The organism is Micromonospora sp. NPDC047753 (assembly GCF_040642735.1).
GTDB lineage: Bacteria > Actinomycetota > Actinomycetes > Mycobacteriales > Micromonosporaceae > Micromonospora.
Map to the genome: position 1 here is coordinate 1 of NZ_JBEYSL010000093.1, position 16,164 is coordinate 16,164.

A 16,164-nucleotide genomic window follows, 5' to 3' on the forward strand; every position below is an offset into this window, starting at 1 on the left:
ACCACGAACCGGCGGTGAGGAACTGCACCACGACGAAGGCCACACCGAACGGGAGCAGGAACGCCTGTGGAGTGAGCAGTTGGCTGATCAGCAGGTTCTGGTTGCTCACCGCGTGCAGTGGCCGGCCCGGTACGGCCGCCGGGAGCGCCGTCGCACCCGGGGCCACCGGGGCCGCCGCGTCGCCGGGTACGGGCTGCTGCGCCACCCGCCCGGCCAGTACCAGCAGTCGTTCGCGCAGCACCGCCGCGTCGCCCACCCCGAGGTACGCCAGTGGCGCCTCGGTCTTGCCTCCACCGACCACCTCCAGGCGCAGCTCGGCCAGGCCGGTGAGCTGGGCGAGCAGCGGCCGGACCACCTCGACGGCCTGCAACCGTTCCAACGGGATGGCCCGGGTACGCCGCCAGAGCAGCCCCTCGTACACCCGTAGTTCCCGGCCGACGACGTGGTAGCCGGTGTTGTACCAGCTGATCACCGACAGCACTGTCGCGCCGAGCGCCAGCACCGCCACCATGGCGGCGAACCAGCCGAAGCCCACCCGCGACAGCGTCGACCAGGACAGCCCGGCGATCACCACGACCAGGGACTTGGCGCCGTGCAGCACCGGGCTGAGCGGGTGCAGTCGTTGCCGGGGTTCGCCCTCGCCACCACCCGGCGGTGCCGGCCACGGCGCGGGCGCCCCGGGCGGCACCGGCCCATCGGGTGCCGCGCCAGGCGGCACCCGTCCAGGCGGTGTCGCGCCATCGCGAGCCGTGCCTGCGGGCAGCAGCGGCCCCGGTGGTGTCGGGCCGGTGGGCGGCACGGTGCTCGGCTCGCCGGGCCCGTCGCTCATCGGAGCGGCCCTCGGTGCGGTCGGCGGCTGCCCGCGCGGGTGCTCACAGCCCCTCCGCCCGATCCTCGCCGAGCGCGGTGAGTCGATCGCGCAGCCGGGACGCCTCCGCCGGGCGCAGCCCGGGCACCCGGGCGTCGCTCGCCGCCGCCGCCGTGTGCAGCTGCACGGTGGCCAGGTCGAAGGCGCGCTCCAACGGCCCGGCGCTCACGTCGACGAACTGCATCCGCGAGTACGGCACGATGGAGAGCCGGCGCACCAGCAGCCCGTGCCGGACCAGCAGGTCGTTCTCCCGCTCGGCGTACCCCCAGGCCCGGACCGCGCGGACGATCGCGATGGCCCGCCACGCGCCGAGCACCAGCACGACGGCCACGGCGAGCCCGAACAACCAGTGGCCACTGAACGCCCAGGCGACCCCGGTCACCGCCAGCCCGATGGCCACCACGATCGCCAGCCGGATCAGCTCCACCCAGATCAGGTCGGTGGAGATCGGCTGCCAGTTGACAGTGTCGGGCCAGGGCTCCAGCGGACCCCGGCCACCCGGCATCAGCGCGCCGGGGTCGGGCGGCAGGAGGCCGGGAGGCGGCAGGTCGGGTGGGCGCTGGTCGGCGGCGGGCACCGGCCGGTGACCGGGTGGCAGCGCACCCGGAGGCAGCGGGGCGGGCGTCGAGACATCCGGCGCGGTGGGCTCCGGGCCGAGCGTGCCGGGTGCGGGGAACGCGCCGGGCGGCGGGTCGACGCCGGGTGGTGCGGTGGCCGGGGTGGGCGGCCAGGACGGGGAGGTGGGGCCGGGGGAAGCCGGAGGGTCGCCGCTCACACGTCGAGCGTAGGCGATCCGGGCACCGGAGTGACGGCACGCAGAAAGCCTCGAGCGTCGAGGAAGTCGCCGAGGCTGCCCCGGTGCCCTGCACAGGCCAACCAGGTCTTGCGCCGATCGGCGTCGTGCAGGCGGGGATTGTTCCACTCCAGTGCCCAGACGGCGACGGACCGGCAGCCCCGGGCTGAACAGATCAGGGCCTCGTCGGCGGGGGAGAGGGTGCTCATCCCGGCCAGTCTAGGGCGGCGCGACGGAGAGCTTGAGCGCCGGGCGACCACGGGGGGAGCCGCCCGGCGACGGGGTGAATCGTACACGCGGCAGGCCGGTATGTGCACACCCGAGATGTGTGATTCGGCTGCCGGGGACGGCGCGCCCGAAATCGGCTTCTCCCCACCTCGACACTCAGCAAGGCGTGCGAGTCTTGATACCGCACGAGCCGCGACGACCGACAACGCTGTGGAGGACCGGTGGCCCAGCCGACCATGCCCGACGCCCCGACGCCGAACGGAGCGGCACCTGCCCCGGTAACCACACCAGCGCAGGACGCCACCCTGCTGGAGAAGGGCCTGTTCGAGATCAAACGCGTGATCGTCGGGCAGGACCGGATGGTGGAGCGGATGTTCGTCGCGCTGCTCGCCCGAGGTCACTGCCTGCTCGAAGGCGTGCCCGGGGTGGCCAAGACCCTGGCGGTGGAGACCCTGGCCAAGGTCGTCGGTGGGTCTTTCGCCCGGGTCCAGTTCACCCCGGATCTGGTGCCCGCCGACATCATGGGCACCCGGATCTACCGGCAGTCGAGCGAGAAGTTCGACGTCGAGTTGGGGCCGGTCTTCGTCAACTTCCTGCTCGCTGACGAGATCAACCGTGCGCCGGCGAAGGTGCAGTCCGCGCTGCTGGAGGTGATGAGTGAGCGGCAGGTGTCCATCGGTGGGGAGAGCCACCGGGTTCCCGACCCGTTCCTGGTGATGGCCACCCAGAACCCGATCGAGCAGGAGGGCGTCTACCCGCTGCCGGAGGCGCAGCGGGACCGGTTCCTCATGAAGATCGTGGTCGGCTACCCGACCGACGCGGAGGAACGGGAGATCGTCTACCGGATGGGCGTGGCCGCGCCCGAGCCGACCGCGGTGTTCGACACCCCGGAGCTGATCGCCCTGCAACGCAAGGCGGACCAGGTCTTCGTCCACAATGCCCTGGTCGACTACGCGGTCCGGTTGGTGCTGGCCACCCGGGCCCCGGCCGAGCACGGCATGCCCGACGTCGCGCAACTGATCCAGTACGGGGCCAGCCCGCGTGCCTCGCTGGGTCTGGTCCGGGCCACCCGTGCCCTGGCGTTGCTGCGCGGGCGTGACTACGCACTGCCGCAGGACGTTCAGGACATCGCGCCGGACATCCTGCGGCACCGGTTGGTGCTCAGCTACGACGCGCTCGCCGACGACGTACCCGCCGACCACATCGTGCAGCGGGTGATGTCGACGATCCCGCTCCCGGCGGTCGCTCCCCGGCAGCAGGCCACCCCGCCGTCGATCGCGCCGCCGCCGGGCGCTGGCTGGCCCGGGCAGCGCCCGTGACCTCACCCACCCCTCGTCCGGCCCCCCTGGCTGACCGTAGCGAAGCCGTGCTGTCCCGGCTTCAGCTGCTCGTCACCCGCAAGCTCGACGGTCTGCTCCAGGGCGACTACGCCGGCCTGCTGCCCGGACCAGGCAGTGAGGCGGGTGAGTCCCGGGAGTACCGCCCCGGCGACGACGTACGCCGGATGGACTGGCCGGTCACGGCCCGGACCACCACACCGCACGTGCGGCGTACGGTCGCCGACCGGGAGCTGGAGACCTGGCTCGCGCTGGACCTCTCCGCCAGCCTGGACTTCGGGACCGGGCAGTGGCTCAAACGGGAGGTGGTGGTGGCCGCCGCGGCTGCCATCACCCACCTGACCGTGCGCGGAGGTAACCGGATCGGCGCCGTGATCGGCACCGGTGGCGGGGTGTCCGCCCCGGCCCGACGCTGGCGGGGCGGACCACCGCCGGCCGGGCCCGGGGTGCTCACCCGGCTGCCGGCCCGTTCCGGACGCAAGGAGGCGCAGGGCCTGCTGCGTGCCGTCGCCGGCACCGCCATCCAGCCCGGCCGTGGTGATCTGGGCGCCCTGATCGAGATGCTCAACCGTCCGCCCCGCCGTCGCGGGGTGGCCGTGGTGGTCTCGGACTTCCTCGCGCCGGCCGAGCAGTGGGCGCGGCCGATGCGCAAGCTGCGCGTCCGCCACGACGTGCTGGCGATCGAGGTGGTCGACCCGCGTGAGCTGGAGTTGCCCGACGTGGGCGTGTTGCCGGTGGTCGACCCGGAGAGCGGCGAGCTGCACGAGGTGCAGACCGCCGACCCGCGGCTGCGGCAGCGCTACGCCGAGGCCGCCACCGCCCAACGGGCCACGATCGCCGCTGCCCTGCGCGGCGCCGGCGCGGCCCACCTGCGTCTGCGTACCGACCGAGACTGGCTGCTGGACATGGTGCGATTCGTGGCCGCGCAGCGGCACGCGCGTACCCGGGGGACGACACGATGATCCGTTTTCTGCAACCGTGGTGGCTGCTGGCCGTGCTGCCGGTCTTCGCCCTCGCCGCGTTCTACGTCTGGCGGCAGTTGCACCGCCGGGCGTACGCGATGCGGTTCACCAATGTGGATCTGCTGCGTACCGTCGCGCCGAAGGGCCTGGGCTGGCGTCGGCACGTCCCGGCGACCGCCTTCCTGCTCTGCCTGCTGGTGCTGGCCACCGCGCTGGCCCGTCCCGCTGTGGACACCAAGGAGCCACTGGAGCGGGCCACGGTGATGCTCGCCATCGACGTGTCGTTGTCGATGCAGGCCGACGATGTGGCGCCGAACCGGCTGGAGGCGGCCCAGGAGGCGGCCAAGCAGTTCGTCAGTGAGCTGCCGGAGAGCTACAACCTGGGCCTCGTGTCGTTCGCCAAGGCGGCCAACGTGCTGGTGCCGCCGGGCAAGGACCGGGACGCGGTGACCAGCGCCATCGACGGGCTGGTGCTGGCTGAGGCGACCGCGACCGGCGAGGCGGTGTTCACCTGCCTGGAGGCGATCCGGTCGGTGCCGGCCGACGGCGCGGCGGGTATTCCACCGGCCCGGATCGTGCTGCTCTCCGACGGTTTCCGGACCTCCGGTCGGGCGGTGGAGGAGGCGGCCGCGGCCGCGCAGGCCGCAAACGTTCCGGTCTCCACCATCGCCTTCGGCACCGACACCGGCCAGGTCGACATCGGCGGGCAGTTGCAGCGGGTGCCGGTGGACCGGATGGCCCTCGCCGAGCTGGCCGAGACCACCGAGGGTTACTTCTACGAGGCGGCCTCGGTGAGCGAGTTGAAGCAGGTCTACCAGGACATGGGCAGCTCGATCGGGTTCCGCACCGAGCCGCGTGAGGTGACCCAGTGGTACGCCGGGGTGGCGTTGCTGCTGGCGCTCTGCGCGGGCGCGTTCAGTCTGCTGTGGTCGTCCCGGATGTTGTGAACGGCTGCGCCGGCGGCGGTCGACGGTCGCCGCCGGCACCAGCACCAGGCAGCGCGAGCTGCCGGCCCGGAGCGGTCAGTGACCGCCGCCGGCGAGCACGAAGACGATGGCCACCCAGACGGCGGCGAGGGTGAAGCCCAGCGGGGCGACGTAGCGGCTCATGGACGGCTCCGGGTGGCGGCTGGACGGTCCGCGTGCGGGGGCGGACCGCAGGGGGTGGGGACGCGCACACGAAGTCGTGACCGGGCGGCTCCCGGCGACCGCCCGGGATCGGGCGGTGCGGCACACTCACCTCGGCAGTTGCCGACGTGGTGGGGAGCGGAGCGGGGTCAGCTCACCAGACTGAGTCGTGGCTCAGCGGGACTGACCATCGGCCCGGCCACGACTGGGAGGATCGCTATCTCGCACAGCGATCACCTCCTGCAAGTCGGGCGGGCCGGAACGTCGATGATCGTACACCTGCGGTGCCGACGGAACGCACTCGGCCGACCGGTCGGCGGCCCCTCCACCGCCCGGTTGGCGACGCCACCCGCCACCAGCGCGTACGCCCCGCCGAAACAACCTCGGCTGACCCACCCGAACCACGGTGACCAGCACCACGGCGAGCAACGGCAGCCAGCAGCAGCGCGCCAGCACCCACCCCGGGCCGTCCGGGGCGGTGTGCAGACCAGGCAGGGCCAGCCCGCCGCGGGCGGCGAGCGCGGTCACCGCCACCAGTACCGGCTGGTGCCACAGGTAGATCCGGACGGCGGACCGGTTCACCTCGGTCACCGCCCGGCCCGGCAGCGGTCGGGTCAGCAGCCGGTGCAGTGCCGGCCGGGCGAGCAGCCCCAGCCCGACCTGGGCCACCGCCAACGCCACGACCAGCAGCGACGGCGGGTTCAGGTTGGACACCCCGGCCCCGGGTACGCCGACCGCGCTCACCGGGTAGCCCAGCGCCGCCAGCGCCGCCAGCGCGACAGCCCCACCGGCCGCCAACGTGCCACCCGCCCGCCGGCCGTCCAGCCGCCCGTCGGCGTGCGCCACGCCCAGCAGGTACGGCACCGACCAGGCCGCCAGCACGGTGACCGGAGGCAGGTCGGTGCCGGACGGCAGCAGCCGGACGGCCAGGTCGACCGCTGCCACCACGGCCACCGCCGGCGCTACGCACCGGGCCACCCCCCACCGGCGTACGGCGACGCGCAGCGGACCGGTCACCGCGACCAGGATCACCAGCGGCAGCAGGAACCACAGCGGGCTGACCGCCAGCCGCAGCGCGACGGCGAGCGTGTCGTCCGAGGTGCCGACGACGGTCGCGGCGAGCAGCACGGCGGCCCCCACACCGAGCAGCGCCACGGTGGGCAGCAGCAGCCGCCGCAGCCGACCGGCCACCCAACCGCCCGCGCCGCCCGGGTGACGGGCCAGCGACCGGGTCGAGCCGAACCCGGCGGTGAAGAAGAACAGCCCGAGCGTCTGCAACACCCACGTCATCGGGGCCAGGTCGGGCAGGGCGGTCAGCGGACTGGCCTGGTGCAGCCCGCCGTCGCCGGTCAGCACCAACCCGGTGACCAGCCAGTGCCCCAGCACGACCCCGCCGATGGCGTACGCCCGCAAGGCGTCGACGGCACGGTCCCGGCTCACCGGGCGTCCCCGATCCCGTCGGTGTCGACGCCGCCCAGCACGACCGCCGCCACCGCGACCAGCGTGGCGCTGCCCGGCGCGAGGTAGCCGTCGTGCCCCGCCACCCCACCCACCGGCAGGGGTCGGGCACCGAACGCCGGATCGCCGGGTCGCCGGCCGAAACCCAGGCCGGGCAGCCGCACCGGCGGTACCCGACGGATCCAGTCGGTCGGCGACTCGGCCGCCCAGAACCGCCGCCCGCCGGGCAGGTCGCCGGCGCGCTGCACCCCGGCGCCGACGCCACCGAGGCTGACCACGTCGGTGACCTGGGCCGGGGCCTTCGCCGCCGCCAGCGACACCACCAGCGCCCCGTAGCTGTGCCCCACCAGCGTGATCGTCGCCGCCGGACGGCGTCCGGCCAGTTCCCTGAGCAGCGTGGCCAGCCCGGCCGCGCCGCGCCGCGCGCTGACGCCACCGGCGGCCGTCAGGACCCCGTCGGGCGGGTCGTAGCCGAGCCAGGCCAGCACCGCGACCCGCGCCGCCGGTTCGAGCGCCCGCAGCTCCCGGTAGAGCTGCCCGGCCTGCACCGCCGGCGCCCGCCGGGCCACCCCGCCCAACCCCCTGTCGAAGTCGGCGAGGGTACTGCCGACCCCCGGCACCAGCACCGCGATCCGGTCCGCGTCGGCGAGGTCGCCGAAAACCTCGACCGCGCGGCCGTCACCGCGCTCGTCGAACAGCAGGAACCGGCGTCCGTCGGCCGCCCAGTCCGCGTACGGGGGACCGGCCGCGCGCATCGCCGCCGCCGTCAGGGGGTACGCCTCGACGAACCCCACCGCCGTGGCCGGCTCGGGTCGGGTCGGCAGAACCAGGTTCACGCCGAGCAGCGCGGCCATCGCCACCCGGCTGGCACCTCGTCGTCGCATCACGGTCTCCCTCCGGAATGTCGTCCGGAGGGAGACTGCGCCCAGGGGCGGGGCCCGGTCGTCGTCCCGCAGAGCCGTTTCCGGGCTGGCTCCACAGGGCTACTCGCCGGCGGCCACCAGACCCGTCTCGTACGCCAGCACCACTGCCTGGGCCCGGTCGCGCAGACCCAGCTTGGCCAGGATCCGCCCGACGTGCGTCTTCACCGTCTGCTCGGCCACCACCAGGTCACCCGCGATCTCCGCGTTGTTGCGGCCCCGGGCGATCAACCGCAGCACCTCGGTCTCGCGCGGGGTGAGCCCGGCCAGGTCGGTGGGGCGCGGGCCGCGGCGATCCGGACGGGCCGCGAACTCGGCGATCAGCCGACGGGTCACCCCCGGGGCGAGCAGCGCGTCCCCGGCCGCCACCACCCGCACCGCCTGCACCAGGTCGGCCGCCGGGGCGTCCTTGAGCAGGAACCCGCTGGCCCCGGCGCGCAGCGCCTCGTACACGTAGTCGTCCAGGTCGAAGGTGGTGAGGATGAGCACCCGTGGCCGCTGCGTCGACCGGTCACCGAGCAGCTTGCGGGTGGCCTCCAGCCCGTCCATGACCGGCATCCGCACGTCCATCAGCACCACGTCCGGGTCGAGGTGGCGGGCAGCGGCCACCGCCTGCGCGCCGTCGGCGGCGTCCCCCACCACCAGCAGATCCGGTTGGGCGGCGAGCAGCGCGCCGAAACCCTGCCGGACCATCGCCTGGTCGTCGGCGATCAGCACCCGGATCATCGGCCCCCGCCCTCCGCGTCGTACGGCAACTCGGCCGCCACCGCGTAACCCCCGTCGGGCAGCGGCCCGGCGGTGAACGTACCGCCCAGCGAGGTGGCTCGCTCCCGCATGCCGGTCAGCCCGTGCCCGGAGCCACCGTCGGCGGTCGGTCGGACGTCGGCCGGGGAGTTCTCGACGCGTACCCCCAGACCGGACGGACCGGTGCGGACGGTGACCCGCACCGCGGCGCCGGCAGCGTGGCGGGCCGCGTTGGCCAGGCCCTCCTGCACGATGCGGTACGCGGCCAGCCCGACCGGCGCGGGCACCCGGTCGTCGTCCACCGACTCGGCGTCCAGGGTCACCGGCAGCCCGGCCCGGCGTGCCGCGTCCACCATCGCGCCCAGGTCGGTGAGGTCCGGCTGCGGCGCGGTCTGCGGCCCGCTCGTCTCGCTGCGCAGCACCCCCAACAGCCGCCGCATGTCGGTCAGCGCGTCGCGGGCCGACGCGGCGATGGCGACGAACTCCGCGGCTGCCGGGGCCGGCACGTCCGTCAGCCGGTACGGGGCGGTCTCCGCCTGCACCGCGATCAGCGACATGTGGTGGGCCACCACGTCGTGCAGTTCCCGGGCGATCCGGGTGCGTTCCTCCAGCACCGCACGACGTTCCTGCTCGCGTTCGCTCAGCTCGGTCTGCGCCACCAGCGCGCGCCGGGACAGCCGGTTGCGCCGGATCAGGTCGCCGGCGATCGCCAGCGCGCCGAGCAGCAGCAGGACCGGGACCCGGTTGTTCGGGTGGACAAGGGTGAACACCGGCACCGTGCTGATCGCCACCACCCAGGCCAGCACCGGGCGGTCGACCCGTGCGACGACCACCGCCGCCACCGCGATCGACCCGAGTGCCAGCGGCGGGGTCCACGGCCAGGCCTGGTCGGCCGGGGCGTTGAACGTGCAGATCAGCAGGGCCAGCACCGTCAGCCGCCAGGCCAGCAGCGGACGCCGGGGCAGCGCCAGCAGCGGCGCCACCGTCATCGCCGCGAACAGGAGCGCGATCGGCGGCGGCAGGCCCCAGTCGCTCTCCACCGTCAACGTGATCAGGAAGAGGCCGAGCGCGGCGAGCAGGCCGACCGGCGCGGCGTACGGGGCCAGCCGTGGCCACCGGGCCAGCAGCGGCCGTTCGGGCCGGGCGTCCGGGCCGAGCACTGTCTGCCGCAGGGCCCGAAGGGCCACCGCGATCGGATGCCGGTTCACCACCCGGAGGCTACGGGCCGACCCCGCCACGAGGCGTGCCACCAGGGGTTGATCCCGGTGTCGTACCCCGGTGTGACACGACTCCCGTTAGCGCTTACCTGTCGGTAACGCCTAGGCTCCGACGCGTCCGTGCTGACCATCGCAAGGGGGAACAGTGGCTCGCACCGTGCTGGTGACCGGGGGCAACCGGGGGATCGGCCTGGCCATCGCGCAGGCCTTCGCCAAGCAGGGCGACCGGGTGGCGGTCACCCACCGCAGCGGCGAGGCGCCTGAAGGGCTGTTCGGCGTTCGCGCCGACGTCACCGACGCCGCCTCGATCGACGCCGCTTTCGCCGCCGTCGAGGCCGAGCTGGGGCCGGTCGAGGTGCTGGTCGCCAACGCCGGCATGACCGCCGACACGCTGCTGCTGCGGATGACCGAGGAGCAGTTCACCGACGTGGTGGACACCAACCTCACCGGCGCGTTCCGGGTCGCGAAGCGGGCCTCCGGCAAGATGCTCCGCGCCAAGTGGGGTCGCATGATCTTCATCTCCTCGGTGGTCGGGCTCGCCGGCGGCGCCGGGCAGGTCAACTACGCCGCCAGCAAGGCCGGCCTCGTCGGCGTCGCCCGCTCGATCACCCGGGAGCTGGGCAGCCGCAACATCACCGCGAACGTGGTGGCGCCCGGCTTCATCGACACCGACATGACCGCCGGCCTCACCGACGACCGCAAGGCGGAGATCCTCAAGTCCATCCCGGCCGGCCGGATGGCCAGCCCGGACGAGGTCGCCGACGTGGTCACCTGGCTGGCGTCCGACAGCGCCGGGTACGTCTCCGGCGCCGTCATCCCGGTCGACGGCGGCCTCGGCATGGGCCACTAACCCTTTTGACTACGGAGGAAATCAGCGATGTCCGGACTGCTCGCCGGTAAGCGACTGCTCGTCACCGGTGTCATCACCGACGCCTCGATCGCCTTCTCGGTGGCGAAGCTCGCCCAGGAGAACGGCGCGCAGGTCGTCCTCACCGGCTTCGGCCGGATGTCCCTGGTCGAGCGGATCGCCAAGCGGCTGCCCGAGCCCGCGCCGGTCATCGAGGTGGACGTCACCAACACCGAACACCTGGCCAGCCTCGCCGACCGGGTCCGCGAGCACGTCGACGGCCTCGACGGCGTCGTGCACTCCATCGGCTTCGCCCCGCAGAGCTGCCTCGGCGGTGGCTTCCTCGACGCGCCCTGGGAGGACGTGGCGACCGCCCTGCACGTCTCCACCTTCTCGTACAAGTCCCTTGCGATGGCGGCGCTGCCGCTGATGTCGCCCGGCGGCGCGGTGGTCGGCCTGACCTTCGACGCGACGAAGGCGTGGCCGGTCTACGACTGGATGGGCGTGGCCAAGGCCGGCCTGGAGTCCGCCTCCCGCTACCTGGCGATGCACCTGGGCAAGCAGGGCATCCGCAGCAACCTGGTCGCCGCCGGGCCGCTGCGGACCATCGCCGCCAAGTCGATCCCCGGCTTCGACCAGTTCGAGGACGCCTGGGCCGAGCGGGCCCCGCTGGGCTGGAGCCTCACCGACCAGGAGCCCGCCGCCAAGGCCTGCCTGGCGCTGCTCTCCGACTGGTTCCCGGCCACCACCGGCGAGATCGTCCACGTCGACGGCGGCTACCACGCCATCGGTTCCTGACCCTCCCCGCGACGCCCACTGGTCGCCGTCCGCGTGATCTACGCGTCCGGACCAGGGGGCGTCGCCGGGGCGTCCCGGCCGAGGGGCAAGAATGACCCCATGTCGTACGACGCGGTGGTGCTGGTGTCCTTCGGCGGGCCCGAGCGGCCCGAGGACGTGATGCCGTTCCTGCAGAACGTGACCCGGGGCCGGGGTGTGCCTCCGGAGCGGCTGGCCGAGGTCGCCGAGCACTACCAGCACTTCGGTGGCGTGTCCCCGATCAACCAGCAGTGCCGGGACCTCCTGGCCGCCGTCCGCGCCGACTTCGCCGCGCACGGTGTCGACCTGCCCATCTACTGGGGCAACCGCAACTGGGACCCGATGCTCGCCGACACCGTGACCCAGATGCGCGACGACGGGGTCACCCGGGCACTGGCGTTCGTCACCAGCGCGTACGGCGGCTACTCGTCCTGCCGGCAGTACCAGGAGGACATCGCCGCCGCGCGTGCCGCCGTCGGCCCGGACGCCCCGGTGATCGAGAAGCTGCGTCAGTTCTGGGACCACCCCGGCTTCGTCGAGCCGCACGTCGACGCGGTCCGGGCGGCGTTGAGCCAGCTCGACCCGGCGAAGCGGGACACCACCCGGCTGGTCTTCACCGCCCACTCCATCCCCAACTCGATGGCGGCCAACGCCGGCCCGCACGGCGGCCGGTACGAGGCGCAGCTGCACGAGACCGCCCGGCTCGTCGCCGCGGCCGCCGCACCCGACCTGGGGTACGACCTGGTCTGGCAGAGCCGCTCCGGCCCGCCGCAGGTTCCGTGGCTGGAACCGGACATCAACGACCACCTGGCCGCCCTCGCGCAGGGCGGCACCACCGGTGTGGTGGTCAGCCCGATCGGGTTCGTCTCCGATCACCTGGAGGTCGTGTGGGACCTGGACACCGAAGCGCTGGAGACGGCGAAGCAGCTCGGCCTGGACTTCGTCCGGGCCGCTACGCCCGGCACCGACCCGCGTTTCGTGACCATGGTGCGTGAGCTGGTCACCGAGCGGACCGACCCGGACGGCGCGCAGTTGCGCCGCCGCCTGGGCGAGCTGCCCATGTGGGACACCTGCGCCACCGTCTGTTGCGTGCCGACCCGTCGCCCCTGACCTCTGAGGATCATCATGCATGACCGTAAGCCCGTGCAGAGTTGGCTGACCGACATGGACGGCGTGCTGGTGCACGAGGGCCAGCCGGTGCCCGGCGCGCCGGAGTTCATCAACCGGATGCGCGCCTCCGGCAAGCCGTTCCTGGTGCTGACCAACAACTCGATCTACACCCCCCGGGACCTGACGGCCCGACTCAGCCGGATGGGGCTGGACGTGCCGGAGGAGTCGATCTGGTCGTCGGCGCTGGCCACCGGCCAGTTCCTCGCCGACCAGCGCCCGGGTGGCACCGCGTACGTCATCGGTGAGGCCGGGCTGACCACGGCGCTGCACGCCGTCGGCTACGTGCTGACCGATTTCGCCCCCGACTACGTGGTGCTCGGCGAGACCCGCACCTACAGCTTCGAGGCGATCACCAAGGCTGTCCGCCTGATCAACGACGGCGCCCGGTTCATCTGCACCAACCCCGACGTGACCGGCCCGTCCGTGGAGGGCGCGCTACCCGCCGCCGGCTCGGTCGCTGCCATGATCTCCAAGGCGACCGGGGTCGAGCCCTACTTCGTCGGCAAGCCCAACCCGATGATGATGCGCTCGGCGCTCAACACCATCAACGCCCACTCGGAGAGCACCGCGATGATCGGTGACCGGATGGACACCGACATCCTGTGCGGCCTGGAGGCTGGGCTGGAGACCATCCTGGTGCTCACCGGGATCAGCAGCCGCACCGAGGCGGAGCGTTACCCGTACCGCCCGTCGCGGATCATCAACTCGGTCGCGGACCTGCTCGACGAGATCTGACCTGACCTCAACCGGTGTTGCGGGGCTCCGGTCAGGGGCGCAGGGGGGCGTTGCAGGCGGCCACCAGCGCCTGCCGGCAAGCCGCGGTCAGGGGGCGGAGTGCCGCGTCCCGTTGCTGCGCCTCGTAGTTGTTGATCGCGCCGCCCGGGGCGGCGTGCCCGGCCAACGCCAGCACCCGGTCGAGCACCGCGGCCCGGGCGAAAAGTCGGCGGGACCGCGGGTCGAAGCCCGGTGGGAGATCGGTGGTGCCGTCCGGGCGGCGGAGCGCGGCCAGCGCACCCGCCAGCTCGGGCCGCCACTGGGCGACGTCGAGGCGGGTCAGCACGGCTGTCGTCTCGGCCAGCGCGGCGGCCAACTCGGCCTCCGCCTCGGCGGCGCCAGGCAACGAGAGTGACGCGGCGGGGGCGTTGGCCGGCAGCGGGTAGACCCGCCAGAGCACCGTCTCGAAGCAGTCTCCCGAGCCGGAGGTGTGCAGCCGCACCTGGGGGATCAACCCCAGCCCGCCGGCGACCACCGCCTCACCCGTGACCAGCGCCGCACCGGCGAAGTCGCCGGGGCCGGGCAGACCCCTCGGGTCGCCCGGCGCGGGCAGCACCAGGCGGATCTCGTCCGGGGAGAGCTTGGCCAGGGTGGGCAGCGCGGCACCCAGCGGGACGTCGGTCCAGGTGCCCGGGGCGTCCGCAACGAGGTGTTCCTCGTCGCCGGCGATGGCGTCGGCGACCTCGTCGAAGGGCACCAACCCGGCGCGCCACGCGCGCACCCAGGCAACGAACCGGCTGGACCGGCGCGGCGCGAGTGTGACCGCGCCCGTTGCGGGGGTGGACATGCCGAAAGGGTACGTGGTCACGACCGGCCCTGTCTCGGCTGCCGCTCCGGTCGCCCGGCCTGCCCCCAACTGCCCTGTTCGCCCCGATCCCCGCTCCGGCCCGCCCGTGTCTCCGCGCTCCGGGTCGCGTCGATCATGCAGTGGTGGTGGGTGACAGGCACCGGTTGTAGCCGTTTTGTGGAGCACCACAACTGCATGATCGACAGCGGCGGGCGGCGGTTGACGTGAGGGGTGCGGCGTTTGGGGGTTGGGGGCGGTGTGTCGGGGGTGGGGTGGGAGCGGGCTGGGTCTAGCGTGATCGACATGGCGGGGCGATACGGCGAGGACGTGTTGGCGGGCGACTGGCGACGGCGCAAGGTCACCCCCGAGGTGGACGCCGAACCGGATCTCGTGGTCGAGGATGCCGACTCCGGATTCTGTGGAGCGGTGGTGGGCTTCGAGGCCGGCGCGGTGGTGTTGGAGGACCGGCACGGCAAACGGCGCAACTTCCCGCTGCTGCCGGCGGCGTTCCTGCTCGACGGCCGCCCGGTGACGCTGCGCCGCCCGACCCGGGCGCCGGTGCCGACGGCCCGCCGCCGCACCGCGTCCGGCTCGGTCGCCGTGGACAACGTGCGGGCCCAGGTGGCGAAGGCCAGCCGGATCTGGGTGGAGGGCATCCACGACGCCGCGCTGGTCGAGCGGATCTGGGGCGACGACCTACGGGTCGAGGGCGTGGTGGTGGAGCCGTTGGACGGCATCGACGCCCTCGACGCCGAGGTACGCGACTTCGGCCCCGGCCCGACCCGACGACTCGGCGTGCTCGTCGACCACCTGGTGCCGGGCAGCAAGGAGAGCCGGATCGTCGCCCGGGTGAACTCGCCGCACGTGCTGGTGACCGGGCACCCCTATGTGGACGTGTGGCAGGCGGTCAAGCCTGCCGCGTTGGGTATCGCGGCGTGGCCGGTCGTGCCGCCGGGGCGGCCGTGGAAGGAGGGGGTCTGCGCGGCCCTCGGGGTGGCCGAGCCGGCCGACATGTGGCGGCACATCCTGTCCCGCGTGAACAGCTTCGCCGATGTGGAGACCCCTCTGATCAACGCCATGGAACGCCTCATCGACTTCGTCACCGAGCCGGCCTGACCGCCCGACCCCCGGCGGCCGGTCAGGGAACCTCGTCCGGGCTGCGCGTGAAGACGAACGTGGCGATGTCGACCGCCAGCGCCCGTCCGCTGTCGTCGCGCAGCACCGACAGGATCTCGCCGTTCTCCGGGCCGGAACGTCCCCGCCAGCGGTCCGTCCCCTCGGCGGTGAACCGGCTCACCCGCTCACCGCGTACGTGGGCCACCAGGTCACCCGCGTCCCAGCTCAGGTCCAGCGAGGTGCCCATCCACCACCAGCGACCGGTCAGCTCGGCCGACCCCGCGTCGGGTGCTGCGGTGGCGGGCCGCCACGGCTGCGCGAGCGCCGGCTCGGCGTCCAGCACCATGGTCAGCAGCTGACGGCCGAGCCCGGATATCGGGAAGCCGTACGAGTTGGCGAAGCCGACCACTGCGGTGCGGCTGGGTCGGTGCACCATGAGGGCGGCCACGTACCCGGGCATCGAGCCGCCGTGCCCGACGTACACCCGCTCGCCGGCGCGGTAGAGCTCCAACCCCAGGCCGTGCCCGCCGGTCCAGGAGTCGAGGTCGCTGATCACCACGGGGGCGCACATCTCGGTCAGCGTCTCGGCGGCCAGCACCGACGGGTCGGGGTCGGCCAGGAAAGCGGCCCAGCGGCCGAGGTCCTCGATCGTCGACCAGAGCTGCCCGGCGGGGGCCATGGCGCCGGTGTCGGTACGGGGTTCCTCGCGCAGGGTGTCGTGCCAGGGGTGGACGACGTAGCCGCGGGCGTACGGCTCGGTTGCCGCGTAGGTGGTGCGGCGCAGGCCCAGCGGGGCGAGGATCCGTTCGTCGAGCAGGTCGGCCCAGGGTTTCCCGGTGAGCCGTTCGAGCAACCCGCCGAGCAGCCCGTACGCCAGGTTGGAATAGTGGTAGGCGGTGTGCGGCGGGTAGGCGATCTTGTCGGCGTTGAGGCCGTCAAGCAGCCTGGCCAGGTCGGCGCCCGCGCTCCGCTCCCACCAGTCGCCCTCGGGTTCGCGTTG

The 16,164-nt window shown here is 73.5% G+C and carries 17 protein-coding genes; 8 read left to right on the top strand and 9 right to left on the bottom strand.

Features of this window, described 5'->3' with window-relative positions; all coding sequences use genetic code 11:
- The 3 genes from ABZ749_RS11040 to ABZ749_RS11050 all read right to left on the bottom strand — a co-directional run.
- On the bottom strand, positions 1 to 829 hold an 829-nt coding region (locus tag ABZ749_RS11040), incomplete at its 3' end, for a PH domain-containing protein (protein ID WP_357225971.1).
- Positions 830 to 872: 43 nt separating this feature from the next.
- Positions 873 to 1,373: a PH domain-containing protein gene (locus ABZ749_RS11045; RefSeq protein WP_357226007.1), complete on the bottom strand. Its 501-nt coding sequence runs from the start codon at positions 1,371 to 1,373 to the stop codon at positions 873 to 875.
- A 266-nt stretch (positions 1,374 to 1,639) separates the two neighbouring features.
- On the bottom strand, positions 1,640 to 1,870 hold the full coding sequence (locus ABZ749_RS11050) for a hypothetical protein (protein WP_357225975.1): 231 nt from the start codon (positions 1,868 to 1,870) through the stop codon (positions 1,640 to 1,642).
- Positions 1,871 to 2,110: 240 nt separating this feature from the next.
- Between ABZ749_RS11050 and ABZ749_RS11055 the strand changes: the two genes are divergently transcribed.
- Genes ABZ749_RS11055 through ABZ749_RS11065 form a run of 3 tightly spaced genes read left to right on the top strand, consistent with a single transcriptional unit; the run spans position 2,111 to position 5,135 of the window.
- Entirely contained in the window at positions 2,111 to 3,208 is a 1,098-nt protein-coding gene (locus ABZ749_RS11055) for a MoxR family ATPase (protein ID WP_196924350.1), read from the top strand.
- Positions 3,187 to 4,188 (top strand): DUF58 domain-containing protein, encoded by a 1,002-nt coding sequence (locus ABZ749_RS11060; RefSeq protein ID WP_112603426.1) that lies wholly within the window; start codon positions 3,187 to 3,189, stop codon positions 4,186 to 4,188. The genes ABZ749_RS11055 and ABZ749_RS11060 overlap by 22 nt, the downstream gene beginning before the upstream one ends.
- Positions 4,185 to 5,135: a VWA domain-containing protein gene (locus ABZ749_RS11065; RefSeq protein WP_238682141.1), complete on the top strand. Its 951-nt coding sequence runs from the start codon at positions 4,185 to 4,187 to the stop codon at positions 5,133 to 5,135. Before ABZ749_RS11060 ends, ABZ749_RS11065 begins: the two co-directional genes overlap by 4 nt.
- Before the next feature lie 354 nt (positions 5,136 to 5,489).
- Here the strand turns inward: ABZ749_RS11065 and ABZ749_RS11070 are convergent, their stop codons facing one another.
- From ABZ749_RS11070 to ABZ749_RS11085, 4 genes are all read right to left on the bottom strand, one after another.
- Complete coding sequence (locus ABZ749_RS11070; RefSeq protein ID WP_357225978.1) at positions 5,490 to 6,755, bottom strand: acyltransferase; 1,266 nt, start codon at positions 6,753 to 6,755, stop codon at positions 5,490 to 5,492.
- Complete coding sequence (locus tag ABZ749_RS11075) at positions 6,752 to 7,657, bottom strand: alpha/beta hydrolase (RefSeq protein WP_357225982.1); 906 nt, start codon at positions 7,655 to 7,657, stop codon at positions 6,752 to 6,754. The genes ABZ749_RS11070 and ABZ749_RS11075 overlap by 4 nt, the downstream gene beginning before the upstream one ends.
- Positions 7,658 to 7,756: 99 nt before the next feature.
- Positions 7,757 to 8,419 carry a response regulator transcription factor gene (locus tag ABZ749_RS11080; protein ID WP_357225985.1) on the bottom strand — a complete coding sequence of 221 codons (663 nt, stop codon included), beginning with the start codon at positions 8,417 to 8,419 and terminating at the stop codon, positions 7,757 to 7,759.
- On the bottom strand, positions 8,416 to 9,645 hold the full coding sequence (locus ABZ749_RS11085; RefSeq protein ID WP_357225988.1) for a histidine kinase: 1,230 nt from the start codon (positions 9,643 to 9,645) through the stop codon (positions 8,416 to 8,418). The genes ABZ749_RS11080 and ABZ749_RS11085 overlap by 4 nt, the downstream gene beginning before the upstream one ends.
- Positions 9,646 to 9,799: 154 nt before the next feature.
- On the opposite strand from ABZ749_RS11085, the gene fabG reads away from it, so the two are divergent.
- From fabG to ABZ749_RS11105, 4 genes are all read left to right on the top strand, one after another.
- Positions 9,800 to 10,504 (top strand): 3-oxoacyl-ACP reductase FabG, encoded by a 705-nt coding sequence (gene fabG / locus ABZ749_RS11090; protein ID WP_355009692.1) that lies wholly within the window; start codon positions 9,800 to 9,802, stop codon positions 10,502 to 10,504.
- Between the two features lie 27 nt (positions 10,505 to 10,531).
- The gene (gene fabI, locus ABZ749_RS11095; protein ID WP_357194417.1) at positions 10,532 to 11,299 is read left to right on the top strand and encodes an enoyl-ACP reductase FabI; all 768 of its coding nucleotides are present in this window, start codon (positions 10,532 to 10,534) and stop codon (positions 11,297 to 11,299) included.
- A gap of 99 nt (positions 11,300 to 11,398) precedes the next feature.
- Positions 11,399 to 12,427 (top strand): ferrochelatase, encoded by a 1,029-nt coding sequence (locus tag ABZ749_RS11100; protein WP_357225991.1) that lies wholly within the window; start codon positions 11,399 to 11,401, stop codon positions 12,425 to 12,427.
- Between the two features lie 15 nt (positions 12,428 to 12,442).
- Positions 12,443 to 13,222 (top strand): HAD-IIA family hydrolase, encoded by a 780-nt coding sequence (locus ABZ749_RS11105; protein WP_091403868.1) that lies wholly within the window; start codon positions 12,443 to 12,445, stop codon positions 13,220 to 13,222.
- A gap of 31 nt (positions 13,223 to 13,253) precedes the next feature.
- On the opposite strand, the gene ABZ749_RS11110 is transcribed toward ABZ749_RS11105, so the two are convergent.
- Positions 13,254 to 14,048, bottom strand: a complete 795-nt coding sequence (locus ABZ749_RS11110; RefSeq protein ID WP_357225995.1) for a hypothetical protein — start codon at positions 14,046 to 14,048, stop codon at positions 13,254 to 13,256.
- Positions 14,049 to 14,351: 303 nt separating this feature from the next.
- On the opposite strand from ABZ749_RS11110, the gene ABZ749_RS11115 reads away from it, so the two are divergent.
- Positions 14,352 to 15,164, top strand: a complete 813-nt coding sequence (locus tag ABZ749_RS11115) for a DUF3097 domain-containing protein (RefSeq protein ID WP_357225999.1) — start codon at positions 14,352 to 14,354, stop codon at positions 15,162 to 15,164.
- 22 nt (positions 15,165 to 15,186) lie between these two features.
- Here ABZ749_RS11115 and ABZ749_RS11120 read toward each other — a convergent pair.
- Positions 15,187 to 16,164, bottom strand: a 978-nt coding sequence (locus ABZ749_RS11120) for a serine hydrolase domain-containing protein (protein ID WP_357226003.1), incomplete at its 5' end; no start/stop codon positions are given.